Here is a 23551-nt window from a genome sequence, read left to right as displayed (position 1 = left end):
GGTGCCCGACTCGGCGGCGGCGATCGCAGCGCCCATCCAGAACTGACCGGCGTCAGAACGAGCCCCCCGCGGTTTCCGCGGGGGGCTCGTTCTCGTCCGTCGGCGTCTGTTGCGACGCCGCTCTCAAGCCCTGTATCTGTTACGGCAAGCCTGGTCGGCCCCATCCGCCGTCGTGCCTGCCCGGCCCTCCAGGGGCACGCTCCTCCGCCTCACCGCTCCCCGCCGTGACGCGCGCACACTTGCCCACGCTCCGCGGCCCAGGGGCACCAGCGCCAAGACACCAACACCCAGGCCGCCTGCACCCTGCAGTGGCGGCAACGCCCGTGGCGCGTCCAGGGACGCCACACCCGGGGTGTCAACACCTTGCGGGCCTTTCCTGTGGCGCGGGCATCTCTCTCGACGGCGTCGTCGCACCAGGGGCTAACGCTTGTGCCCGGTCGGGCATCTCTGGCCCGTGACCCCGCTCTTCGTTGTCGTGGCTTTGGTGGGGTTCTGGGGTTTGGGTGGAAGGGTTTCGGTGGCGGGGTGGGGTGGGCGGCAATGTTTCCGAATCGTTGGGCGGACGGGGTGTATCACCACGGCAGGTAGTACTACACTGCGTAGAGCATGAGGTCGCCAAGTCTCGTCCAAGTGCGCCACAAGAAGGTGCGCCTACCGTGAGGCTGCTCCCTGGGGAGTAGTGAGGAATCAACTCAGGGCGGACGCGTGGATCACCCGGGAGCAGACATGCTCGGACAAGGGCCGCGCTATCCCGAGGCGGGCGACCGGAACAACACCAGTGCAAGCCGTGGAGGAAGCCGATGCGCCTGCGTCACGACGACGGAACGCTCGTTCACCTGGCCTACAACGCAGGCGTGCACCCCGCGGAAGACCTCGAGAACCTGATCGCCCACCTGACCCGCTATGCCGTACCGGTGCGCAAGCGGCTTGGGGTGGAGCGCATGGGGATCGGGCTGTGGCTGTCGCCCGCCGTGGCCGATCATCTGACGGCTGACCGCATCGAGCTGGTACGCCTGCGCCGTTCCCTGGAGGAACGCGGGCTCGAGGTCGTCAGCCTCAACGGGACGGGTGGCCGCAACCAGGAGGTTCCCGGCCCCGACTGGGCCAAGCCCGAGCGTTACCGCTACACGATGGCCCTGGCCAAGATCCTGGCGTTCCTGCTGCCGGAGGATGTGCGGTTCGGGAGCATCTCCACGATTCCGATCGGTTGGCGGCGCGACTGGCCGTCCGATCTGCACACGATCGCCACCAAGCGGCTGGAACGGCTGGCGCGCGAGCTGCGCGGCATCTACAGCGTCACCGGCAAGACGATCCGGGTCGGGTTCGAGCCGTGGCCCGGGTGCGTGCTGGAGACGACCGAGCAGGCGCTGGAGCGGGTCTGCGGCATCGACTCCGAGCACCTCGGCGTCTGCCTGGACGCCTGTCATCTGGCCTGTGGTGCCGAAGAGCCCGGCGAGGCGCTGCGCGGCCTGGCCGCCGCCGGTGCGCCCGTGGTCAAGCTGGGCCACGTGCACAACCACACCGACGAGAACCCGAGCACCGGCGCCGTCCTGCACGACACGCTGACGGCGATGTTGTCCGGGGCGGTCAACGGCACGGCGCACATCGAGGTCGAGACCCACAACCTCATCGTCCCCGGCCGCGCCAAGGGCCCCGGCGCCCTGGTCTCCCTCCTCGCCGAGGAGCTCGACTGGGCCCGTACCAACCTCACCAGCCTCGGCCTCCAGCTGGCCGCCTAGTCCCCTTCAGCGGCGTTCCGGCGTCTTGTTCACGCGCCCCCGCCGCCTCGTCCCCTCTCGGGGGTGTACCGCCCCGCCTGGGCCGGGTCGGGTGGCGGTAAGGAGCTTGGCGGGTGAACCGGGGCTCGTGGCGCACGATGTGCCGGAGGGTCTGGCTTCGGGCGCCGGGTCTTGCTTCACAGGCCGCCGAACCAGCCCGGGATGTCCAGGCGGAAGAAGTCCGGTGGCGTCATCGTGCGCAGGTCCTGTTCGAGGGCGCGTAGCCGGTCCTCGCCCAGGGTGTGGGACCAGGCGCGCCGCAGGTCGTCGAAGATGGCGGCGGACTTCATCAGCGCGTCCACCCCGTACGGGGTCAGCTTGACGATCTTCCGGCGGGAGTCGGCCGGGTCGGTGCTGCGTTCCACGTAGCCGAGGCGTTCCAGCGTGTCGATGGTCTTTCCCGCGGCCTGTTTCGAGACGCCCAGGGTGCGGCCGAGGTCGACGGCGGTGGTGCCGTGGGGGCCGACGGCCTGCATGACGAAGCCGTGCATGGGGCGAACGTCCGGGTGGCCCTGGCGGGCGAGCTCGGCGTGCAGCTCGTCGATGATCATGCGGAACGCCATGAACAGACGCAGCGGCAACTCGAAGCCCGGGGGCTCGCTTGACATGATAGACAACCTCGTTTACCTTATGGACAACTTGGTTGTCTATTTTACATGAGGAGAGCGCCATGACAGTAGTCCGCAACGCCGACGCCCGCGTGACCGAGACCCCCGGAGGCGTCATGACCACCCTGGCCTCGCCCACGCAGGGCGGCGCGAGCCGTTCCCTGTGGCGGGTGGAAGTGAAGCCGGGTGGCCAGGGGCCGCTGCACGACTTCGACGTCGAGCAAGTGTGGACCTGGATCACCGGGAGCGCCACGGTGTCGCTGGGTGAGGAGACGTTCGCGGTCGCGGCCGGTGACACCGTGATCATGCCCGCGCGTACGGCCCGCCAGATCGTGGCCGACGGTGCCGAGGGCTACACCGCCGTGGTGACCGCACCGGGCGACGCCCACGCCTTCGGGGCCGACGGCAAGGAGTTCGGCACCCCGGCCTGGATCGCCTGACCCCGCCGGAAGGCCGCCCGGGGCGCCGGGTGGCCCTCCGCGCCTTCAAGCCCGCACGCCATCGGCCATGGGTCAGGTGGGGAGTTGGTAGGTGCCGTCGTCCAGGTGTTCGGCGAGGCCGTCGGTGATGAGGCCGTCCAGGGCGCGTTCGCGCTGGACGTGGTCGTCCCAGACCACGTCCAGGGCCGACTTCGGGACCGGGCCGTGGGCGGCGCGGAGCACGGCCAGGAGGCGGCCGCGGCATTGGCGGTCGGTTCCGGCGTACGTCTGGCCCTTGCGGGCCGGGCCGTCGTGGGCCGGTTTGCCGGTCAGGCGCCACGTGCACAGGTCGGAGATCGGGCAGTCGGCGCATTTGGGGCTGCGGGCCGTACAGACCAAGGCGCCCAGTTCCATGACGGCCACGCCCCAGCGAGGCGCGCCCAGGGCGGGCAGGAGGGCTTCGGCGAGGCGGCGCTCGGCGGCGGAGGTGGCGGTCGGCGGGTACTCGTCGCCGCGGACGGCGCGCGCGAACACGCGGCGGACGTTGGTGTCCAGGACGGCGTGGCGGCCACCGAAGGCGAAGCTGGCCACGGCGGCGGCGGTGTACTCGCCGATGCCGGGAAGGGCCAGCAACGTCGCGTGGTCGGAGGGGACCTCGCCGCCGTGCTCGTCCGCGATGGCCTTGGCACACGCGTGCAGGCGCAGCGCTCGGCGCGGGTAGCCGAGGCGGCCCCAGTGGCGCACGGCCTCGCCCGGCGGTTCGACGGCCAGAGACTTCGGAGTGGGCCAGCGTTCCATCCACTCGTGCCAGATCGGCAGCACCCGGACGACCGGCGTCTGCTGCAGCATGATCTCGCTCACCAGCACACCCCACGGCGTCGCGTCATCGGCGCGCCAGGGGAGGTCTCGGGCGTTGTCGGCGTACCACTCCAGAACGGGGGTGTGTAGGAGGATCGGCTCGATCACCCGCCTTAGCGTACGCGGAAAGGGCCGCCGACGGCGTGTCGTCACCCTCGGTGGCCACAGAATTACCATGCTGTGCGTATGGATTCGGATGCGATGCGTGGCGATGGCGGCGACGTCTACTGGCGTCGGCGCATGAGCGTGCTGGTCGGCGTGCTGGTGGTGGTCGCCGTCGTGGCGTGGGCCTGCTCCAGCGGCTCCAGCGGTCCGCAGCGGACCTCCAGCGCAGAGACCGCGACGAGCAGCGGTCCGCCCGCGGCCGATCCGCTTCTGGCCGGCTTGCGCACCCTCGCTCTCGGTACGGCCAGCCCGAGCCCCACCCCGTCCCCCACCAAGAACCCCGCCACCACGGCCCCGGCCAAGGTGAAACGCCCAGGGGCGCCGTGCGAGGAGAGCGACCTGGTCCTCAACCTGCAGGGCAGGCAGGACGTGTACGGCGCCGGCGCCATGCCCAACCTGATGGCCACCCTTGTCAACACCGGCCAGGTCATGTGCACGACCGACGTGGGGCCGCGGGCCATGGAGATCCGCATCACGTCCGGCGAGGACCGCATCTGGTCGACGGCCGACTGCGTGAGCGGGGAGACGGGGACGGCGCAGAAGCTGGAGCGGGGGATCCCGTTCGTGCGCACGGTGGACTGGGACCGCAAACGCTCCCGCACCGAATGCACGGCCAACGGCCCCACCGCCCTCCCCGGCACCTACGTGGCAGTGGCCCGCCTGGGCAAACTCAAAAGCCCTTTGGTCGTCTTCCACCTCCGCTAGCCCCCAACCGGCCGCGGGACAGCCGGGGAACCCGGGAAGGCGCCGGGGCGGTGGGGTGGGGGTCGGTGGTGATCCGGCGCCTTGGACGGCGGCCGGCCGGGCCATCCCGCGTGCCTAGGGCGGAGTTGTAGCGGCGAGTACCCCGTGAGCCCTCACGACCATCGCTCGACGGGCGCCCGCGGAGGACGGCGGGGCGGGGTGGTGGGCTTGCCGTAACGAAAACAGGCGGTCAAAGGGCGCACGGCGCGGAACAAGCGCACGGAGGGGTCCAGACCGCGCGGGGAGAAAACAACAACACAGCCGGCTACACGTAGCGCTCTAGGATGCTGGACTCGGCGAGGCGGGACAGGCCCTCGCGGACGCTGCGGGCGCGGGACTCGCCGACGCCGCCCACGGCCTGGAGGTCGTCGATGCTGGCCGCCAGGAGTTTCTGCAGGCCGCCGAAGTGGTCCACCAGCCGGTCGACGACCGTGGCGGGCAGGCGGGGGACCTTGGCCAGCAGGCGGAAGCCGCGCGGGCTGACGGGGCTGTCGAGGGTTTCGTTGCCGCTGTGGCCCAGGACGTGGGCGACGGCGGACAGGTCGAGGAGTTCGCTGCCGGTGAGGTTGTCGAGGGAGTGGAGCGATTCGGCGAAGTTGCGGTGGCGGCGGCCGGCCGGGGCGGGAAGGTAGTCGCGGACCACCAGTTCGCGCTCGGAGTCGACTCCGGCCACCAGCTCGTCGAGCTGCAGGGACAGCAGGCGGCCGTCGGTGCCGAGTTCGACCACGTAGCCCTTGATCTCGTCGCTGATGCGGCGGACCATCTCCAGCCGCTGCGCGACCGCGGCCACGTCGCGGACGGTCACCAGGTCTTCGATCTCCAGCGCCGACAGGGTGCCGGAGACCTCGTCGAGGCGGTGTTTGTAGCGTTCGAGCGTGGCCAGCGCCTGGTTGGCGCGCGACAGGATGGCGGCCGACTCCTCCAGGACGTAGCGGATGCCGTCGAGGTAGAGGGCGATGATGCGCATGGACTTGCTGATCGCGATGATCGGCAGGCCGGTCTGGCGGGCCACGCGCTGGGCGGTGCGGTGGCGGGTGCCGGACTCGTCGGTGGGGATGGAGGGGTCGGGCACGAGGTGGACGGCGGCGCGGACGATCTTGTCCTCGTCGTGGTGGACCACGATCGCGCCGTCCATCTTGGCCAGCTCGCGCAGGCGGGTGGGCGAGAACTCGACGTCGAGCAGGAACCCGCCGCTGCACAGGTCTTCGACGGAATCGTTGTAGCCCAGCACGATCAGGCCGCCGGTCTGCCCGCGCAGGATCCGCTCCAGGCCGTCGCGTAGCTGTGTGCCCGGCGCCACTGCGGCCAGGGCTTCGCGACGGCGGTCGTCAAGACTCCTGTCGTTTGGCACCTGACCCCCGTGTAGATATGTCAACTTCAGCTTAGCGGGGCTATGTGACGTGTGTGAGTGCGTCCCACACGTTCTCCGCCTGGACGACTTCGAACCCGGGCGCGAACGACACCGGACCCACCGGCACCAGCGAGCGCTGCCCGGCGCGCTTGTTGCCGGATTCTTCGAGCGATCCGGCGGGTACGAGCGCGCGGGTGAAGCCGAGCCGCGCGGCCTCGGTGAGCCGCCTCCGGACGTCCTTGACCGGCCGCAGTTCCCCGGCCAGCCCGACCTCGCCGAGAGCGACCAGACCGGAAGGCAGCGGTTTGTCACCCGCTGCACTGGCCACGGCGAGCATAACGGACAAATCCACCGCCGGGTCGGCAATTTTCAGCCCGCCGACCGTGGCGGTGAAGACGTCGCACCCGCCCAGCTTGGCGTTGAGCCGGCGTTCGAGTACGGCCAGCACCAACTGCACCCGGTAGGAGTCGAGCCCCGAGGTGGTGCGCCGGGGCTGCTGCGCCTCGGTGCGCGCGACCAGCGCCTGGACCTCGGCGGGCAGTGGCCGGGTGCCCTCGACGGTCACGGTCACGCAGGTGCCGGGGACGGGCTTGCTGCGCTGGGAGACGAACAGCCCGGTGGGGTCGGTGATGCCCTCGATGCCGCGCTCGTGCAGGTCGAAGCAGCCCACCTCGTCGGTCGGGCCGAAGCGGTTCTTCACCGCGCGCACCAGGCGCAGCCGCGAGTGGCGGTCGCCCTCGAAGTTGAGCACCACGTCGACGAGGTGCTCAAGCGTGCGGGGCCCGGCGATCGAGCCGTCCTTGGTGACGTGGCCGACCAGCACGGTCGCCATGTTGCGTTCCTTGGCCAGCCGGACCAGGTTCGCCGCGACCTCGCGCACCTGGGTGACGCCGCCGGGCACGCCGGTGGACTGCGCGGAGCTGATCGTCTGCACCGAGTCGACCACGAGGAAGCGGGGCTGGACCTTCTCCACGTGGGTGACCAGCGCGGACAGCTCGGTCTCCGCGGCGAGGTAGAGGTTGTCGCGCAGCGCCCCGATGCGGTCGGCGCGCAGCCTGACCTGCGCCGCGGACTCCTCGCCCGTGACGTAGAGCACGGTGGCGCGCTGGGCGATGGACGCGGCCGCCTCCAGCAGCAGCGTGGACTTGCCGATGCCGGGCTCGCCGGCCAGCAGGATGACGGCGCCGGGCACGACGCCGCCGCCGAGGACCCGGTCGAGCTCGCCCACGCCGGTGGTGCGCGCGGTCGCGATCTCGGCCTTGACCTCGCCGATCGGTACGGCCGGCCCCGTCGTGGCCCCGGCCCGCACGACGTGGACGCCCTTGGCGCCCTCCTCGTCGACCGTGCCCCACGCCTGGCACTCGCCGCAGCGGCCGACCCACTTGAGCGTGCGCCAGCCGCACTCGGTGCAGCGATAACCCGTCGCAGTCTTGGCCATGCGGAGCAGGCTAGCGGGCGGGGGCGACAATCTTCGTCAGGAAGGCGGTCGTGCTCGGCCGGAGCTGCATGCTGCCTTCCGGAACCCGGTATCCGGGGATCACTGACATGTCGTACTCCTGCTGGTAGATGCGGATCTTGGCCTCGCCCGCGCGGAGCGTCAGCGTGACCTCCACCCCTTCCGCGGGCGGCGCGTGGAAGGCGAACCCGGCCCGCTCGCCCAGCTCGCGACCCGCCACGGTGATCTTCGGCCGCTGTCCCTCGACGTCCAGCCCGACGACCGGCGCCGCCCCGGACGGGGTGAGGCGGAGCGCCATGGTCCTGACATCGCCGGAGGTCGTGTCCTTCAGCACGGTCAGTCCGGGCGCGCGCAAGGGGGCGGCGGGTGCCCGGCTCGTGGTCATGTCCTCCTCGCCGAAGAACCGGACGCCGTCGGCGCCGCCGCCGCCGGGCCGTCCCCATCGCGCCTCGCCGGTGCCGGTGTCGATCGCGTAGGAGACGTGCTCCTGGCGCGGGTGTGCGGGGTCGAAGCGGTCCGCGTACAGTCCCGCCGCGATCAGCGCCACCGCCGCCACGGGCAGCACCACCCACACGGTACGGCCCGGCGGCCGCTCCACCACGGGCAGCATCAGCAGCAGCAGGAGCGCGAAATGCGGAGCCGACAACATGCCACCGATGCCCAGCCCGATGTCCAGCGAGGTCAGCGCGGTGCCGCCGAGCATGACCGCGGCCGGCGCCAGCCCGGCCGTCAGCGCGACGATCCCGCCCCGCGGCACCGTCAGCGACACCAGCCACCCGAGCGCCGCGAACAACGCCGGCCAGGCGAACACGTGCGACCCTCCGGGCAGCAACAAGGCCGACAACATGCCGAGCGACGCGACAAGGAGCAACCCGCCGCAGGCCGGCCCGGCGAGCACCGGGCCATCCGACCGGCGGCGGAACAGTGACGCGCACACCAGCACGATCGCCGCCGTGACCACCAGCAACGCCGCCCAGTACAACCAGGGCCGGTAGGGGTCGCCGGTGAACATCGTCGTGTAGCCGGGCCGTAGTGCCCCCAGCAGCGGCCACAGCGCGTATCCCCAGGCCCCGGCCAGGACCACGGTCACCAGGGACACCCCCAGCCCGGCAAGAGCCCGGGGCCAGCTCACCAGCCCCCGCCGCCGCACCACGAACACCACGGCCAGAGCCATCACCAGGGCGAGCGCGGCGATCGGGAGCTCCAGCCATCCCGGATACCTGACCAGCGCCCCGGGCACGGTGAAGAACACCTGCTCGCCAGCGGACTCCAGCGTGCCCAGGTCCTTCGACCCCAGCGCCGCCGCCACGGCCAGCGCGTTGTCGCCCATCTGCTGGAGACTGCCCCGGTCCAGGTGGGCGGGGTCGTCGAGCGGGGTGTGGTAATACGCGCCGCCGCCGACGAAGGCCGAGTCGAGCCCCATCCACCGGGCCTGGTCGAAGACGTGGAAGTCGGTGTTGTTGGGCAGCAGGCCCATCAGGGAGGCGAAGGCGGAGTCCGCCGCGGGGTGCGGGGCGGCGGTGCCGTACACGTCGATGAGGCCACCGGAGGAGCGGAACATCTGCACGGTGCCGCGCACCCCGCGGGCCTCGTGGTTGAGCACCACGACGGGGCCGTCGAAGCGGTTCTGGCGGGCGAAGGCCTCGGCGCCGAGCAGTCCCGCCTCCTCGGCGTCGGTGAGCAGGACGACGACGTCGTTGCGGAGGTTCGGCGGCAGGGTGCGGGCGACCTCCAGGACGGCCGCGGTCCCGGCGCCGTCGTCGGCGGCGCCGGGCGCGCCCGGTACGGAGTCGTAGTGGGCGGCCAGGACGATCCGGCCGGTGGAGGCGGTGCCGGGGCGGGTGGCGACGATGTTGCGGACCCGTCCGACGGGCGTGCTGCCCGTGTAGTCCAGGGGCAGCACGCCGACGCCCTCCTGGACGCGGGTGTCGAAGCCGTTGTCCTTCAGGCGGGCGACCAGGTGGTCGCGGACGCGGTCGTTCGCGGCCGAGCCGGTCGGGTGCGGCGCCTTCGCGATCACCCGCACGTCCTCGAAGGCGCGGGCCGCGCTGAAAGCGGTGGCGGCGCTCCTGGGCGGGGCCAGGTCGAACATCGTGACCGCCACCAGCACGGCCAGCGCGAGAAGGCTGAGAACTCGGCTCATGACCGGCCACGTTAGGACGGTTACTCAGCGGAGCGGATCGCTCGCGATGACGATCCGAACTACACAAAAGGGACTACGCGAGGCCCAGCTCGCGCTCCAGCAGGCGCTTGGGCTTGGCGCCGACGACCTGCTTGACCGGCTGCCCGTTCTCAAAAAGGATCATGGTCGGAATGCTCATCACTCCGAAGCGGGCCATGATCTCCGGGTTCTCGTCGGTGTTGAGCTTGCCGACCGCCAGGCCGCGCGTGGCCTCGATCTCCTCCAGCACCGGGGCGACCATACGGCAGGGCCCGCACCATTCGGCCCAGAAGTCCACGAGCACCGGCTTGTCGCTCTTCAGTACCTGCTCGGCAAAGTTTTCGGTGGTCAGCGTGATCATTTCTCTCCCTTGAAGACACATCCGGAACACAGTTGCGCGGCCACCTCGGCGCGGCGGGCGAGCAGCGTCCGGATCTCGGAGTCGATCTCCTCCAGCTTGCGCCGGTAGACCTCCACCGAACCGGCGCAGTCGCCGCCGGAGGAGTGCCCGGAGCGCAGGCACTCGACGAACGGGCGCGCGTCGTCCAGCGTGAAACCGTTGGTGAGCAGCGTGCGGATCTCGCTGACCAGCCGGACGTCGTCCTCCTGGTACTCGCGGTAGCCGTTGGCGGCGCGCCGGGCGCTGATCAGGCCGTGCTGCTCGTAATAGCGCAGTGACCTGGTGCTCACGCCCGCCCGTCTGGCCAGTTCACCGATCCGCATGCCTCCACGCTAAACGTTGACACCAACGTCAATGTCAATAGGTACGCCACCGCAGCACGTTCGGATAAGCCAATTCCAGGCCAGGAGTCTCCCGGATCGCCTCGGCGGCCACTTCCGGTGTGAACTCGATGCGCAGCACCGCTTCAAGGTCGGCCCGGCGCTCGAAGGACATGCGCAGGTCGAGCGGACGGCGCAGCCAGCCCTGCCGGGTCCAGAAGGTCTCGACGGCCGTGGGGGAGTAGCTGGGCACGGTGCGCTGGAACCAGCGGCCGAAGTCGCCCCGGGTGGCGTCCAGGTCGACGACGAAGGCGGCGCCGCCCCGCCGTACCACGCGGTCGAGTTCGCGCAGGCCCGGCTCGCAGCCGGGACCGAAGAAGTACGCCCAGCGCGCGATCACCACGTCCACGCTCGCGTCGGGCACCGGCAGGCTCTGGGCGGTGGCGCGGTGCACCTCGACGCCCGGCAGGCCCGCGCAGCGCCGCAGGGCCAGCTTGACCAGGTCGCCGTGCGGCTCCACGCCGATCACCCGGGCGGCCTGCGCGGCGAGCGCGGGCAGGTGGTAGCCGGTGCCGCAGCCGATGTCGAGCACGACCGCGCCGTCTCGCGGACGGATCTCCCGCATCGCCGCGTCGGCCGCGCCATCGGGGTCGACGGCGCGGTTCTCCAGCTCGTAGACCTGCGGCGTGTTCCAGATGTTGGGACTCGGGATGGCGCCGTGGGCAATGCGTGACATGGGTCAACCGTAGGCGCATGCGCCACGCCGCAGCCTCACCCCGCTTAGGCTGGCAACGTGGCTGACGTCATCCGCGTGCCCAATGCGAAGATCGCATTGTCCACTGCTTCGGTATATCCGGAACGCACACCCGATGCGTTCGAACTGGCCGCGCGCCTGGGTTACGACGGGGTCGAGATCATGGTCGGGGCCGACCCGGTGAGCCAGGACATCGACGTGATCGAGCGGCTTTCACAGCACTACGAGGTACCCGTGCTGGCCATCCACGCGCCCTGCCTGCTGGTCACCCAGCGTGTCTGGGGGCGCGATCCGTGGGCCAAGCTGGTCAGGGCGCAGAAGGCCGCCGAGCGGCTGGGCGCGCAGACCGTCGTGGTGCATCCGCCGTTCCGCTGGCAGCGCGACTACGCTCGCGACTTCGAGACCGGCCTGGCGCGCATGCGCGAGGAGACCGACATCATCTTCGCCGTGGAGAACATGTTCCCGCTGCGCGCCCGCGGCAACGACGTGGTGCCGTACTCGCCCGACTGGAACCCGGTCGACTACGACTTCCCCCACGTCACGCTCGACCTGTCGCACACCGCGGTCTCCGGCTCCGACGCCATGGAGATGGCGACCAAGCTGGGCGACCGGCTGGCCCACCTCCACCTGGCCGACGGCCTCGGCACCACCAACAAGGACGAGCACCTGGTGCCGGGCCGGGGCAACCAGCCGTGCGCGCCGATGCTGGAGCGTCTGGCGAGGAACGGCTACGACGGCCTGGTCGTGCTGGAGATCAACACCCGCAAGGCGGCCTCGCGCAGCGAGCGGATCGACGACCTCGCCGAGGCGCTCGCCTTCGCCCGGCTGTACCTGGCGGCGCGCACATGATCGAACGTGAACTCGGCAGGGTGTTCGACCGGGTCGCCGAGGCCTACGACGCGGCCCGCCCGCACTACCCCGACGAGGTCTACGGCGCCGTGTCCGAGATCACGGGGATCGAGCTCGCGGGCGCGACGGTCGTGGACGTCGGCGCGGGCACCGGCATCCTGACGCGTGCCCTGCGGGCCCGCGGCGCGCGGGTGCTGGCCGTGGATCCGGGCGCGGAAATGCTCTCCTACCTCGTCTCCCGCCTCTCCGGTACGGCCGGCGTCGCCGCGGTCGTGGCCGACGGCAACGCGTTGCCCGTGGGCGACGCCAGCGCGGACCTGGTCACCTACGCCCAGTCGTGGCACTGGCTGGACCCGGCCGTCTCGATCGCCGAGGCCCGGCGGGCGCTGCGCCCAGGCGGCGCGATCGCCGCCTGCTGGAACTTCGCCGACGCCGGCCAGGCCGAGTGGCTGGCCGCCTACGAGGCGCGGTTGTCGGCCGAGGCGCCGCGCTACTGGGGCCCGGCGCACGAGAAGTGGTCGCCGCCACCGATCGCCGCCGCCTTCGAGGTGGTCGAGGAGCGCTGGATCCCGTGGAACCGGCTGGTCGGCGTCGAGGAGTTCCTGCTCGACCTGCGTTCCCACTCCTACATGGCGGCGCTGCCGGCCGATCTGGCCGATGAACTGGTGGAGCGGCGCCGGGGCGAGCTCAGGCTGGCCTTCCCCAGCGGCATGCTGAGCGTGCCGATGCGCGTCTACCTGGCGGTGGGGAGATGACCGTCAAACGGCGCCCCGGCCGCCGGCCGGGGTCCGTGGACACGCGGGGCGAGATCCTCAGCGCGGCCAGGACGGTCTTCGCCGAGAAGGGCTTCGACAAGGCGACGGTCCGGGGCATCGCCAGGGAGGCGAAGGTCGACCCCGCGCTGGTGCACCACTATTTCAACACCAAGGAGGGCATGTTCGCCGAGGCCATGCAGCTCCCGGTCAATCCGGAGGAAGTGGTGCCGGCGATCCTGGCGGGGCCGCGCGAAGAGGTGGGCGAGCGGCTGGTCCGCCTGCTGCTCGCGCTGACCGCCGAGAGAGAGGCCCGCCAGCCGGTGATCGCGCTGATGCGCTCGGCGATGACGAACGACGCGGCGCTGGCGATGCTGCGGGAGTTCATCACCAACGCCCTGCTCTTCCGCGTGGCCGACGGGCTGGGCGTGCCGCACCTGCGGATCGAGGCGGCCTTCTCGCAGATGTTCGGGCTGGTGATGGCGCGTTATGTGCTGGAGCTGGAGCCCCTGGCCACCGCCGACGACGAGGAGCTGGTGGCGCTGATAGCGCCGACGATTCAGCGCTATCTCACAGGCTAGAGCATTGTTCTAGAAGGCGGGTTGACCTTAGGGTGGGTCGCGTTGGGCCCGGAATGTTACTCACGGGTAGGATTCTGGGGAGACCTGGTCATTGCGTGGATGACCGGCAACCGTACGCTGGCAGCCAACGCCGTCTGTGGGAGGACCCGTGCTCTGGGTAGCCGTGCTCGCGCTCGTCATGACCGTGGCGGCGGTGGCCGTCGCGGGCCGCAGGGCCCTGTTCCTGTTCAAGCTCGCGACCGTGGGACCACCGGCCCCCGAACGCATCGAGTACGCCAAGACCCACGTACCCGATGAGCTCAAGGCCCAGATCGTCGAGGTCTTCGGGCAGAAGAAGCTGCTGAAGTGGACGCCGTCCGGCGTGGCGCACTTCTTCGTCATGTGGGCCTTCTTCATCCTGCTGACCGTCTACGTCGAGGCCTATGGCGGGATCGTCCAGGGCGCCATCACCGGGCGGCCGAACTTCCACATCCCGCTGATCGGGCAGTGGTCGGCGCTCGGCTTCCTGCAGGACTTCATCGCGGTGGCCTGTGTGCTCGGGCTCATCGCGTTCGCGGTCATCCGGATCAAGAACTCGCCGAAGACGCTGGGCCGCAAGTCCCGCTTCTCCGGTTCGCACCTGGGCGGCGCCTGGCTCGTCCTGTTCATGATCTTCAACATCATCTGGACGCTGTTCCTGGCGCGGGGGGTGGCCTCGGCCAACGGCAACCTGCCGTACACCGGCGGCGCGTTCGTCTCGATCGCGCTGGGCAAGGTCCTGCCCGCCAGCACGCTGCTGGAGGAGATCGCGCTGCTCCTGCACATCGGCTTCATGCTGGTGTTCCTGGTCATCGTGGTGAACTCCAAGCACCTGCACATCTTCACCGCGCCGCTGAACGTGTTGTTCTCGCGTCGCCCCGACGGCCTGGGCGCCGCCTCCGAGCTGCGGGTGGACGGCAAGCTCGTCGACTTCGAAGACGAGGACCTGGACCCGGAGAAGCTCGGCCGGGGCAAGATCGGCGACACGACCTGGAAGGGCTTCCTCGACTTCTACTCCTGCACCGAGTGCGGACGCTGCCAGTCGCAGTGCCCGGCGTGGAACACCGACAAGCCGCTGTCGCCGAAGATGCTGATCCTCGACCAGCGCGACCACGCCTTCAAGGTCGCCCCCTACCTGCTGCAGGGCGCCGACACCAGCCACGCCGACACCGACGTGCTCGCGCTGCTGGAGAAGCCGCTGGTCGGCGAGGAAGGCATCATCCACCCCGACGTGCTGTGGTCGTGCACCAACTGCGGCGCCTGCGTCGAGCAGTGCCCGGTGGACATCGAGCACATCGACCACATCCTCGACATGCGCCGCTACCAGGTGATGGTGGAGTCGTCGTTCCCGTCCGAGGCGGGGGTGATGGTCAAGAACCTGGAGAACAAGGGCAACCCGTGGGGCATGTCCGAGATGAAGCGGGCCGACTGGATCGAGGAGCTCGACTTCGAGGTCGAGCTGGTCGAGGACAAGATGCCCGAGGACGCCGAGTACCTCTTCTGGGTCGGCTGCGCCGGCGCCCTGGAGGACCGGGCCAAGAAGACCACCAAGGCCGTCGCCGAGCTCCTGCACATCGCGGGCGTGAAGTTCGCCGTGCTCGGCCCGATGGAGGCCTGCACCGGTGACCCGGCCCGCCGCCTGGGCATGGAGTACCTGTTCAACATGCTCGCCCAGCAGAACATCGAGACGCTGAAGGAGGCCGGGGTCAAGAAGATCGTGGCCACCTGCCCCCACTGCTTCAACACGCTGGCCAACGAGTACCCGCAGCTCGGCGGCACCTTCGAGGTCGTCCACCACACCCAACTGCTGTCGCACCTGGTCGACACCGGCAAGCTCACGCCGGTCACGCCGATCGAGGAGAAGATCACCTACCACGACCCGTGCTTCCTCGGCCGCCACAACAAGGTCTACTCCCAGCCCCGCGACATCATGTCGAAGGTTCCCGGCGTGCAGACCCAGGAGATGCACCGGCACAAGGACCGGGGCTTCTGCTGCGGCGCCGGCGGCGCCCGCATGTGGATGGAGGAGCGCATCGGCAAGCGCATCAACACCGAGCGCGTGGACGAGGCGCTGACCACCAACCCGGACACGGTCTCGACCGCCTGCCCGTTCTGCATGGTGATGCTCGGCGACGCCATCAACGAGAAGAAGAACAGCGGCGAGGCGAAGGAGTCACTGGAGGTCGTGGACGTGGCGCAGCTCTTGATCAAGTCGGTCAAGGGTACGTCCTGACGCGGGAAAGTCGGACTCCTTCACAGCCCTTGTGGAGGAGTTTCGCACGTCAGACCGGTCAAGGGCCGGAAATCCGCCATCCACATAACGGGAAAATCACGGTAACCTCAACGTCGCATGGCTTCATTCGACGGGGAGGGGGCTCGCGATGCGCGTCGTCGTCACAGACGCGGAAGTCACTCTGGCTGACGTGCTCTCCCTGCGACTCGCGATCGACGACCCGCTCGATGAAGGCACCGAGCTGGTGCTGCGCCATCGGGGAACGGGCGTCGAGCGCGACGTGGTGCTCGGCAAGCCGGGAAACAGGTCGCGCGAGGCCACGCTCGCGGTCTCGCTGGCGCCGCTCGGCCTCATCGCCGGCAGATGGGACGCCTACCTGCGCCACGACGGCGCGCGCACCAGGCTCAGGAGCGTGGACCCCGGCTTCTCGCTGGACCACCTCGACACCTACGCGCTGTGCAAACGTACCTTCGCCTACCGCTCCTACCGCACGCGCAACGGCTTCCTGGCGCTCAAGATCGACCAGGCGGAGCCCGTGGCCGAGGTGCGCTCGGTGTGGTTCAGGGAGGGCCGGTTCGAGGTGATGGGCCTGCTCGCCTTCACCGGCCTGGACGACGACGACGCCCGCCACGAGGCCAGTCTCGCCCTGCGCCGCAGGCAGTCGGCGGCGCACCTGTCCGCGCGGGCCACCGTCCAGGGCGTGCGCTTCCATGCCGCGATCTCCCTCGTGGACGTGATCGCCGCCGACCCGGAGGCCTCCGGCACCTGGGAGCCGTCGCTGGAGGTCGAAGGGCTGCCGGAGCCGCTGCGGCTGGGCTCGCGTCTCGACGACGTGGACGGCAAACGCCGCCGCCTGCACTATCCGGCGACCAAGGTGGACGGCGTGCCCGTCCGGCCCTGCTACACCGCCGACGACGAACTGCGGATCGAGGTGGGCGGGTGAAGGTCAGCCTGATGCTCCCCTCCGCGTACGGCATGCGCGGCGACATCCGATCCACCCTCAACCTCGCCAGCGCCCTCGCGGAGCGCCACGAGGTCGAAGTGATCAGCATCAGGCGGCAGAAGGAGAAGCCCTTCTTCCCGGTCGGCTCCAAGGTCAGGCTCCGCTCGGTGGTGGACGTCCGGCCGGGTGTCCGGCACCTGTTCCCCAGCGGGCAGATGCGCACGGAGGTGGCGCTGTGGCGGACGTTGCGCGGGCTGAAAAGTGATGTTCTGATCACGACGCGGCCAGCATTGTCTGTCCAGGCCGCCAGGTACGGCCCGCGAGAAATCCTCCGCATTGCCCGCGAATGGGGCAGGCCCTCGGTGCCCGCCCCGGTGCGCAAGTTTTACCCCCGGCTCGACGCGGTCGTCACGGCCACCGAGTCGGCGCGGGAGGAATGGACGCGGCTGGTCGAGGGCGGGCCGAAGGTGCTGGCCGTACCGGACGCGCTGCCCCGGGGGCCGTGGCCGCGCTCGCGGATGGACAACAGGATCGTGGCGGCGGGTGGGCGGTGGGTGCCGGCCAAGGCGTACGACCGGTTGATCAGGGCGTTCGCGATGGTGGCCGACAAGCGTCCCGACTGGCGGCTGCGGCTCTACGGCGGCGGGCCGGAGGAGCGGCGGCTGCGCGCGCTGGTGCGCGAACTGGATCTGCACAACCACGTGTACTTCATGGGCACCACGCCCGATCTGGCCGGCGAGTTCGCCAAGGCCTCGATCGTGGCGACGACCTCGCGTACCGAGGACCTGGGGATGACCGTGCTGGAGGCGATGGGCTGCGGGGTGCCCGTGGTGGCCTTCGACGGGGCCAGGGGGCCGAGCGAGTTCGTGGCGACCGGCTACAACGGGGTGCTCGTGCCCGAGGGCGAGGAGCAGATGTTCGCCGCGGCGCTGCTGGCGCTCATCGACGACGAACGGCGGCGCCGTTCGCTGGCCGCGGGGGCGCTGGAGACGACCGGCCGCCACTCGGCCGACGGCGTGGGCGAGCAGTGGGAGAAGCTGATCAGCGAACTTCGCTGAACGCGGCTCGCGATACCGCTTACGGGTACCGTAGGACCATGCATGGGTACAGCGGAGACAAGCAGGCTTATCTGACGCGGCTGCGCCGGGTCGAGGGCCAGATCAGGGGCCTCCAGCGCATGGTGGAGGACGACGCCTACTGCATCGACATCCTCACACAGGTCTCCGCCGCCACGCGGGCGCTTCAGGCCGTGGCTCTCGGGCTGCTGGAGGAGCACATCTCGCACTGCGTGGCCGACGCGATCAACACGGGGGGACCGGAGGCGGACGCGAAGGTGAAGGAGGCGTCCGCGGCCATCGCGCGTCTGGTTCGTTCCTAGTCGAAGTGACTAGTCCTGTCACCGCGGTCCCGGACCCCTGGGGAGTCCGGGACTAGGTCTTTGTACTGGCCCATTTCAGTGACTCGCTGAAGTCCGCAATCCGAGCGCGTCGTCGAGCTCGGCCAAGGTGAGTCGCCGGTCGCTGATTGCCACGGCGGTCAGCACCTCGGCGTAGAGTGCAATCTCGTCCAACGCGACACGATCGTGGACCCGATAGTCCAGGTCATCGTGCCCCACCGCGTCGTCCTTCCTTCCGCAGCCCACACCCTCTACGAGGTTACGGCCCGGGGCCCTTCAGGCGACATGGCCCATCGGGGTCATTCCTTTCTGTACCGCCGGGCCCCATCAGGATCATTTCCCGTTTCCGAGATCACAATTCAGCCAATGCCCGGTTGTTCAGGAGAAAGAACGATATAGGGGGAGTAAGAGAGAAATTACGGTATTAGTGGTTTACGGGTGGATGTCGTCGCGCTCGTGCACGAGCCTGCGGACGATCGCCCGCGCCCCGGCCAGACCTTCCTCCGGCATCCGCGCCCCCGTCAGCCTGCACCACGTCAGCCCCGTCGCGTACGCCGCGCCCAGCACCGCCGCCGCGGAACCCCTGTCCGGAGGGGCCACCACCACCCCGCGCGCCGTCGCCGGCGAGGTCGCGCGCTCCGGCCAGCCGCCTGTCGCGCCCGTCCACAGAAACGCCGGTACGGCGAAGCCGTCGGGCTCGGTGTGCTCCCCGTACTCGGCCACATGCGCGGTGAGCTCGGCGTAGGCGTGGCGGACCCGGTGGTCCAGCCAGTCGTGCAGCCGATCGCCCGCCCCCGGCAGGTCGGTCAGGAAGGACGCCGCCGCCCTCGGCGCGTCTGAGGTGAACGCCAGGGACTCCACCAGGTCGTAGACCGTGTGCCGGAAGGCGGTGCCGGGGTCGGTGTCGGGCAGGATCCACCTGGCCAGGTCGGCGGGGACGCGGGCCAGCCACGCCCGCCGTACCGTGTCGTCGCCCCTGAGAGCCGCGGCGTGGTCGAGGGCGGGCTGGTGGAGCAGGGGCTTGAGCATGGCCAGCAGGGCGTGGGCCCGGGGGGCGAAGCGCGGGTCGTCGGCCAGGATCTGCGCGGTGTCGGCCATCAGGGCCACCAGGCGCAGCCCGGCCTTCCCCGGCGTGTCCTTCCCGCTCCGCGCGCCGCCGGACGGGCCTGAGCCGCCGCCGTGGGAGTGCTCGGTCGTGCCGTATGCGGAGTGGCCCGTCGAGTGGTGGCCAGATGTCGAGTGACCGGATGCCGCGTGACCGGATGTCGAGTGGCTGGGTCCTGTGTGGCCGGGGCCTGTGGTGGAGGGCTGCTCGCTCGGGTGGGTGTGCCAAGGGTAGGGGGCGGACACCTGTGCGGGGTCGGACCGGCCGGCGGCTCGTACGCGCTCCGCGTACAGCGTGACCAGGGCCTCCAGGGAGGGGCGGGTGAGCCAGCGGACCCACTCGTCGCCCGGCAGGGGCCGCCGCAGGTACTCGCCGAAGATGGTGAGCAGGCGCTCGTTGCCGTCGAACGCGGGCGCGTACGCGCACCACATGATCGTGCCCCAGACGGCGGCGACCGTGCTCGGCACGTCGGCGGCGAAGACGTCCCTGAAGGAGGTCAGCGGGTAGTCGAGCTCCGACTTGCGGCCCGCGCGGCGCAGCAGGACCCGGATCTCCTCGGTGAGGCCCGGGTGCACGTCGGGGCCGATGAAGGCCTGGGTGGACCCGTCCGGGCCGATGAAGTCGGCCCCTGTGGGCAGCAGGCCGGGGTTCAGGACGGGCGAGCCGTGGCGGCCGGCGCGGACGGGCAGGCCGCGCGGCGGGGCGGCCAGGTGCCAGCGGCCGTCGGCGGGGTCGTGGAGGTACCAGCGGGCGTGGGCGCCGAAGAGCCAGCGGCCGCCGTCAGGGGTGACGACCGTCGTGGTCGCCAGCGCCTCGGCCCTGAGGTGATCGGGGAGCCCGGCCCAGCGCGGGTTCGCCACGAGCGCGCGCACGTCCGCTTCGACGGCCGAGAAGGGGTCCAAGGGGTGCACGGCGGCCATCGTACTTCGCCGGTCCGCCACGGTCGGCGGCAATAGGGGGCAGAATGTCCGTTATGACGATCGGAGGGGGGACGCCGAACGGTGTCTGATCGCCTTGGCCATATAGGAATCCGGGGTACGCGCGAACGTGGCCCTGTCGTCGTCGGTGAGCTCGCGCACGACCTTGCCGGGTACGCCGGCCACGAGCACGCCCGGCGGGATCCTCTTGCCGGGGCCGACCAGCGCGCCCGCCGCCACGAGGGTGCCCGCGCCGACCCGGGCGCCGCCGAGCACGATGGCGCCGATGCCGATCAGGGCGCCGGTCTCGACGTACGCCCCGTGGACCATCGCCTTGTGACCCAGGCTGACCCGCGGCTCCAGGATCGCTGGCTCTCCCGGATCGGAGTGCAGGCAGCAGAGGTCCTGGACGTTGCACTCCTCCCCGATCTCGATCCGCTCGTCGTCTCCACGCAGGACGGAGCCGTACCAGATGGACGCCGCCCGGCCCACGCTGACGCGGCCCACGACGACGGCCCCTGGCGCTATGTACGCCTCGGGATGAATGTCCGGAACTGCCCCGTTGTCCAACGCTGCTATGTACACCCGGGACATCGTAATTCCTGCCCCAGGTGTGGCGTTCCGGTTGCGGACGTGGGCAGATGGCAGGAAAGTCGATTCCTGACGTCTCGTCGTCAGACACTCACAAATTGCAGTCCCCCGCCTCACGCAGACCATAGGTAACCCCCATGAAAAACCAGCACGAGAGCATCCCCGATCTGATGCAAGAGGACACCTTCGAGGTCGTGATGCGCGGCTACAACCGCCGTCAGGTCCACGACTACATGATGAGAACCCGCAATCAAATCCGAGATCTCGAAGAGCGGCTGGCACGGGCGATCGACCAGGCGGAGCAGGGTCGCATCGAACTGGCCGAGGCCAGGCGGCGCATGGTCGAGGCGCCGCAGAGCTACGAGGACCTGAGCCCGCGCCTGGCGCAGATCCTCAAGCTGGGCGAGGAGGAGGCGGCCGCCAAGAAGGAGGACGCCGCCAGCGAGGCCGCCAGCGTGCGGGAGAGCGCCAGGTCGGAGTCCGACCGCATGGTCACCTCCGCCCGTGAGACCGCCGACAACATCCTGACCTCGGCCCAGGCCGAGGCCGAGCGCCGCGTGGGCGAGGCCACCTCGGCCGCCGAGCGCATGCTGGCCCAGGCCGGCTCTGACGCGGAGGAGACCCTGACCACCGCGCGGGCCGAGGCCGAAGAGGCCCTGCGCGAGGCCAGGTCGGAGGCCGACCGCGCGGTGACCGCCGCCACCACGGAGTCCGAGCGCCTGGTCGAAGGGGCGCAGGCCGAGGCCGAGCGGACCATGAACGCGGCCAGGGCCGAGGCGGAGCAGACGCTCGACTCGGCGCGCGGAGAGGCCGAGTCGACGCTGACGGCCGCGCAGCAGCGGGCCGCCTCGCTGGACGAGCACGCCGGGCGCCGGGTCAGCTACCTCACCGACACCCATGGCGAGGTGGTACGCCGCCTGACCGAGATCAGCGCGGTGCTGGGCGACCTGATGCGCAGCGAGTCGGCCGCCGGGCCGCTTCTGGAGGGGCCGCCGGCCGTTCCGGCCGACGAGGCGCTCACGCTTCCCGCCCAGGAGGCGCCCGCGGCTCAGGACGTGGTCACGTTTCCGGCTCAGGAGGAGCCCGCCGTACCCTCGCCCTCGCAGGAGGATGTGCGGGTGATCGTGGCGGACTCGATCGAGGAACCCCAGCCCCAGCCCCAGCGCGCGAGTGACGACACCGACGTCAACATCGGCGGGCTGACCGACGTGCGCAAGTGACCGACGGTGTCGCGGGCCCCGCTACGGCGGGGCCTGCGTCATGTCCAGGTACGCCCGCCCGCGCGGCGAGATGCGATAACCGGTGCCGAGGCTGATGGTGAGGCCGAGGTTCTTGAGCTTACGGACATTGATCTTGAACGTGGGCAGGTCCAGGCCGATCTCGGGTGCGAGGTCGCCGGCCCGCACTCCGGGGCGCTCGGCGATGAGGCGGAGCGTGGGCAGCGCCCAGGGGCCGAAGCGAGCCATCCGGGTGCGCAGTCCTGCGAGGTCGCCGGGGGAGAGCTCAGCGGAGCCGGCGAGCGCGTCGCGGGGGTCGCTCGTGTCGGCGAGGTGGAGTTCGACGCGGTGGATCGGGTCGTCACCGCGGGCGTCGAGGTCGCGGCGGAGCGTCGCGGCGTCGGGGTAGCCCGCGGCGCGGGCGTCGGCGTCGGTGATGCCGGTGACCACCTCGACCGAGGAGACGCCGGCGATGCGGCCGTCGCCCATGCGGTAGCGGCCGCCGGGCTTGACCTGGCTGCGTTTCCAGCGCCGGAAGGCGAGGGTGATGGTGCCGTCGGCGATGCCTTCGCGCAGGCGCTGTTCGAAGAGCATGCGTCCGACGCTACTCCGTGGGCGGAAGCCTCCGCCCCCGATAGGGTCGGAGGCTTCCGCGACCTTGGCCCCGTTTTTGGTGGCCCGGTGCCGGAGCCGCCGAGACGCTGGACCCGGCACCGGGCTGCTCATGTGGTCCAGACCGTGAGAACGGTCCAGACGTCAGGCGGGCGGCGGGGTTCCCGCTCGCCTCTGCTGGTCCCGGAGCTGGTCGCGCAGGCCGTCCGGGTCGTCGGCGTCGATCGTCATCGCGCACCCGGCATCACGCTGCTCGGCGTTGAGCGGGTGATGCCGAGTGGCCCACCAGCGTCCCGCGTCGCTCCGCCAGATGGTCCAGTGCGGAAATTCCCGGGCGATCTCCGCGAGGTGCCGGTCAAAGGACATGACCACCCTTCCCGGGACCCGCTGCTAGGCGATGATTCCTTCCCTTCCGACGATGGGGTACCTCTCTAGAGAAGGCAAGATCCGCGAGGGACAGGTCAACCTATCGCTTGACATTTCGGCTTGACCTAAGCATCGAAATCGTACTGAAGTACATAGGCTGCGGAGTCCAAAACCATCTCGTTCAGCTCGACCGGAAGTCCGCCGGAGGTGTAGGCGGTCCGGCAGACCTCGATGACGGGGGTGCCGCCGGGCAGGCCCAGGAGGCCGGCCTCGCGCGGGCGGGGCATCCTGGCGCGTACCTCCTCGGTGAAGTGGGCCGGGGGCAGTCCGAGGTCGCCCAGGCGGGCGTAGACGCCTCCGGGGCCGGTGTCGGCCACCGTGATGGCCGAGCCCTCGACCAGCGCGGCGGGGAAGTAGGAGGTGGCGAGCTGGACGGGGCGGCTGTCGACCGAATAGCGCCGCCGCCGTACCCATACCTCGCCGCTCTCCAGCACCGCTGAGACGTCTTCCGTGGCGTTCTCCCTGGCCACCTCCACCTCGTCGACGGTGAACGGACGGCCGCGCGTGTCGGCGTCCCAGATCGCCCGCCCCTGTCCCCACTGCTCGCGGGACAGGCGGCGGGAGCCGTGTCGTCGGATCGGTTTGAACAAGCGCACGTAGACCCCCGAACCTCGCTTGGGTACCGCCAGCCCTTCGTTGATGAGTACGGCAAGCGCCTGCCGAGCGGTGGCGCGTGCCACGTCGTGCTCCGCCATGAGCGCGTTCTCGCCCGGTAGCCGATCCCCGTCACGCAATTCGCCGGCCATGATCCGCGCGCGGAGGCCGTCGGCGATCCGTCGATAGATGGGGGGCTCGTGAGGTACCGGGGATTCAGACACGTTTGACCACCCTCTGTCACCAACCGGGTTTGGCGTCTCCAGAGAACTTGCCCCGTCTTGTCCACGATCGCACAGATAC

The 23551-nt window shown here is 70.4% G+C and carries 24 protein-coding genes; 11 read left to right on the top strand and 13 right to left on the bottom strand.

Annotation, left to right across the window (positions count from 1 at the left end; translation table 11 throughout):
* Window positions 1–800: 800 nt before the first annotated feature.
* A complete protein-coding gene (locus ACFWYW_RS26070) occupies window positions 801–1739 on the top strand; it encodes a TIM barrel protein (RefSeq protein ID WP_379611930.1) in 939 nt (312 codons plus the stop codon).
* 176 nt (window positions 1740–1915) lie between these two features.
* Here ACFWYW_RS26070 and ACFWYW_RS26065 read toward each other — a convergent pair whose 3' ends face one another.
* Window positions 1916–2386 (bottom strand): MarR family winged helix-turn-helix transcriptional regulator, encoded by a 471-nt coding sequence (locus tag ACFWYW_RS26065; RefSeq protein ID WP_379611929.1) that lies wholly within the window; start codon window positions 2384–2386, stop codon window positions 1916–1918.
* Between the two features lie 62 nt (window positions 2387–2448).
* On the opposite strand from ACFWYW_RS26065, the gene ACFWYW_RS26060 reads away from it, so the two are divergent.
* Window positions 2449–2826: a cupin domain-containing protein gene (locus ACFWYW_RS26060; RefSeq protein ID WP_379611927.1), complete on the top strand. Its 378-nt coding sequence runs from the start codon at window positions 2449–2451 to the stop codon at window positions 2824–2826.
* A gap of 72 nt (window positions 2827–2898) precedes the next feature.
* Here the strand turns inward: ACFWYW_RS26060 and ACFWYW_RS26055 are convergent, their stop codons facing one another.
* Window positions 2899–3654 (bottom strand): A/G-specific adenine glycosylase, encoded by a 756-nt coding sequence (locus tag ACFWYW_RS26055; protein ID WP_379611999.1) that lies wholly within the window; start codon window positions 3652–3654, stop codon window positions 2899–2901.
* Between the two features lie 195 nt (window positions 3655–3849).
* Between ACFWYW_RS26055 and ACFWYW_RS26050 the strand changes: the two genes are divergently transcribed.
* The gene (locus tag ACFWYW_RS26050; RefSeq protein WP_379611926.1) at window positions 3850–4533 is read left to right on the top strand and encodes a hypothetical protein; all 684 of its coding nucleotides are present in this window, start codon (window positions 3850–3852) and stop codon (window positions 4531–4533) included.
* A gap of 304 nt (window positions 4534–4837) precedes the next feature.
* Here ACFWYW_RS26050 and disA read toward each other — a convergent pair whose 3' ends face one another.
* The 6 genes from disA to ACFWYW_RS26020 all read right to left on the bottom strand — a co-directional run bounded on the left by disA (window position 4838) and on the right by ACFWYW_RS26020 (window position 10996).
* Complete coding sequence (gene disA / locus ACFWYW_RS26045) at window positions 4838–5923, bottom strand: DNA integrity scanning diadenylate cyclase DisA (RefSeq protein WP_184971346.1); 1086 nt, start codon at window positions 5921–5923, stop codon at window positions 4838–4840.
* Window positions 5924–5963: 40 nt separating this feature from the next.
* The gene (gene radA / locus ACFWYW_RS26040; RefSeq protein ID WP_379611924.1) at window positions 5964–7361 is read right to left on the bottom strand and encodes a DNA repair protein RadA; all 1398 of its coding nucleotides are present in this window, start codon (window positions 7359–7361) and stop codon (window positions 5964–5966) included.
* A gap of 10 nt (window positions 7362–7371) precedes the next feature.
* On the bottom strand, window positions 7372–9522 hold the full coding sequence (locus ACFWYW_RS26035; RefSeq protein WP_379611923.1) for a M20/M25/M40 family metallo-hydrolase: 2151 nt from the start codon (window positions 9520–9522) through the stop codon (window positions 7372–7374).
* 73 nt (window positions 9523–9595) lie between these two features.
* On the bottom strand, window positions 9596–9901 hold the full coding sequence (trxA, locus tag ACFWYW_RS26030; RefSeq protein ID WP_379611922.1) for a thioredoxin: 306 nt from the start codon (window positions 9899–9901) through the stop codon (window positions 9596–9598).
* Window positions 9898–10263, bottom strand: coding sequence for a MerR family transcriptional regulator (locus ACFWYW_RS26025; protein WP_379611921.1), 366 nt, complete (start codon window positions 10261–10263; stop codon window positions 9898–9900). The genes trxA and ACFWYW_RS26025 overlap by 4 nt, the downstream gene beginning before the upstream one ends.
* Window positions 10264–10297: 34 nt before the next feature.
* Window positions 10298–10996, bottom strand: coding sequence for a class I SAM-dependent methyltransferase (locus tag ACFWYW_RS26020; protein WP_379611920.1), 699 nt, complete (start codon window positions 10994–10996; stop codon window positions 10298–10300).
* 57 nt (window positions 10997–11053) lie between these two features.
* Between ACFWYW_RS26020 and ACFWYW_RS26015 the strand changes: the two genes are divergently transcribed.
* The 7 genes from ACFWYW_RS26015 (at window position 11054) to ACFWYW_RS25985 (ending at window position 17768) form a co-directional block, all read left to right on the top strand.
* The gene (locus ACFWYW_RS26015; RefSeq protein WP_379611918.1) at window positions 11054–11863 is read left to right on the top strand and encodes a sugar phosphate isomerase/epimerase family protein; all 810 of its coding nucleotides are present in this window, start codon (window positions 11054–11056) and stop codon (window positions 11861–11863) included.
* Window positions 11860–12618 (top strand): class I SAM-dependent methyltransferase, encoded by a 759-nt coding sequence (locus tag ACFWYW_RS26010; RefSeq protein WP_379611917.1) that lies wholly within the window; start codon window positions 11860–11862, stop codon window positions 12616–12618. The genes ACFWYW_RS26015 and ACFWYW_RS26010 overlap by 4 nt, the downstream gene beginning before the upstream one ends.
* A complete protein-coding gene (locus ACFWYW_RS26005; RefSeq protein WP_379611916.1) occupies window positions 12615–13196 on the top strand; it encodes a TetR family transcriptional regulator in 582 nt (193 codons plus the stop codon). The genes ACFWYW_RS26010 and ACFWYW_RS26005 overlap by 4 nt, the downstream gene beginning before the upstream one ends.
* Window positions 13197–13344: 148 nt before the next feature.
* Window positions 13345–15447 (top strand): (Fe-S)-binding protein, encoded by a 2103-nt coding sequence (locus ACFWYW_RS26000; RefSeq protein ID WP_379611915.1) that lies wholly within the window; start codon window positions 13345–13347, stop codon window positions 15445–15447.
* A 190-nt stretch (window positions 15448–15637) separates the two neighbouring features.
* Complete coding sequence (locus ACFWYW_RS25995) at window positions 15638–16390, top strand: hypothetical protein (protein ID WP_379611914.1); 753 nt, start codon at window positions 15638–15640, stop codon at window positions 16388–16390.
* Entirely contained in the window at window positions 16387–17448 is a 1062-nt protein-coding gene (locus ACFWYW_RS25990) for a glycosyltransferase (protein WP_379611912.1), read from the top strand. The genes ACFWYW_RS25995 and ACFWYW_RS25990 overlap by 4 nt, the downstream gene beginning before the upstream one ends.
* A gap of 38 nt (window positions 17449–17486) precedes the next feature.
* Window positions 17487–17768 (top strand): metal-sensitive transcriptional regulator, encoded by a 282-nt coding sequence (locus ACFWYW_RS25985; protein WP_184971324.1) that lies wholly within the window; start codon window positions 17487–17489, stop codon window positions 17766–17768.
* A gap of 450 nt (window positions 17769–18218) precedes the next feature.
* On the opposite strand, the gene ACFWYW_RS25980 is transcribed toward ACFWYW_RS25985, so the two are convergent.
* Window positions 18219–19811, bottom strand: a complete 1593-nt coding sequence (locus ACFWYW_RS25980) for a hypothetical protein (RefSeq protein WP_379611911.1) — start codon at window positions 19809–19811, stop codon at window positions 18219–18221.
* A gap of 51 nt (window positions 19812–19862) precedes the next feature.
* Window positions 19863–20402: a gamma carbonic anhydrase family protein gene (locus tag ACFWYW_RS25975; protein ID WP_379611910.1), complete on the bottom strand. Its 540-nt coding sequence runs from the start codon at window positions 20400–20402 to the stop codon at window positions 19863–19865.
* Window positions 20403–20536: 134 nt separating this feature from the next.
* Between ACFWYW_RS25975 and ACFWYW_RS25970 the strand changes: the two genes are divergently transcribed.
* Window positions 20537–21619, top strand: a complete 1083-nt coding sequence (locus ACFWYW_RS25970) for a hypothetical protein (RefSeq protein ID WP_379611909.1) — start codon at window positions 20537–20539, stop codon at window positions 21617–21619.
* A 21-nt stretch (window positions 21620–21640) separates the two neighbouring features.
* On the opposite strand, the gene ACFWYW_RS25965 is transcribed toward ACFWYW_RS25970, so the two are convergent.
* The 3 genes from ACFWYW_RS25965 to ACFWYW_RS25955 form a co-directional block, all read right to left on the bottom strand.
* Complete coding sequence (locus ACFWYW_RS25965) at window positions 21641–22210, bottom strand: hypothetical protein (protein ID WP_379611908.1); 570 nt, start codon at window positions 22208–22210, stop codon at window positions 21641–21643.
* Between the two features lie 162 nt (window positions 22211–22372).
* Entirely contained in the window at window positions 22373–22594 is a 222-nt protein-coding gene (locus ACFWYW_RS25960) for a hypothetical protein (protein ID WP_379611907.1), read from the bottom strand.
* Between the two features lie 125 nt (window positions 22595–22719).
* A complete protein-coding gene (locus tag ACFWYW_RS25955) occupies window positions 22720–23472 on the bottom strand; it encodes a GntR family transcriptional regulator (RefSeq protein WP_184971312.1) in 753 nt (250 codons plus the stop codon).
* Window positions 23473–23551: the final 79 nt, after the last annotated feature.

This window comes from Nonomuraea sp. NPDC059023 (genome assembly GCF_042740095.1).
Taxonomy (GTDB): domain Bacteria; phylum Actinomycetota; class Actinomycetes; order Streptosporangiales; family Streptosporangiaceae; genus Nonomuraea.
The sequence above is the reverse complement of the archived record's forward strand: the minus strand, read 5'-3'. Positions and strand labels throughout refer to the sequence as shown.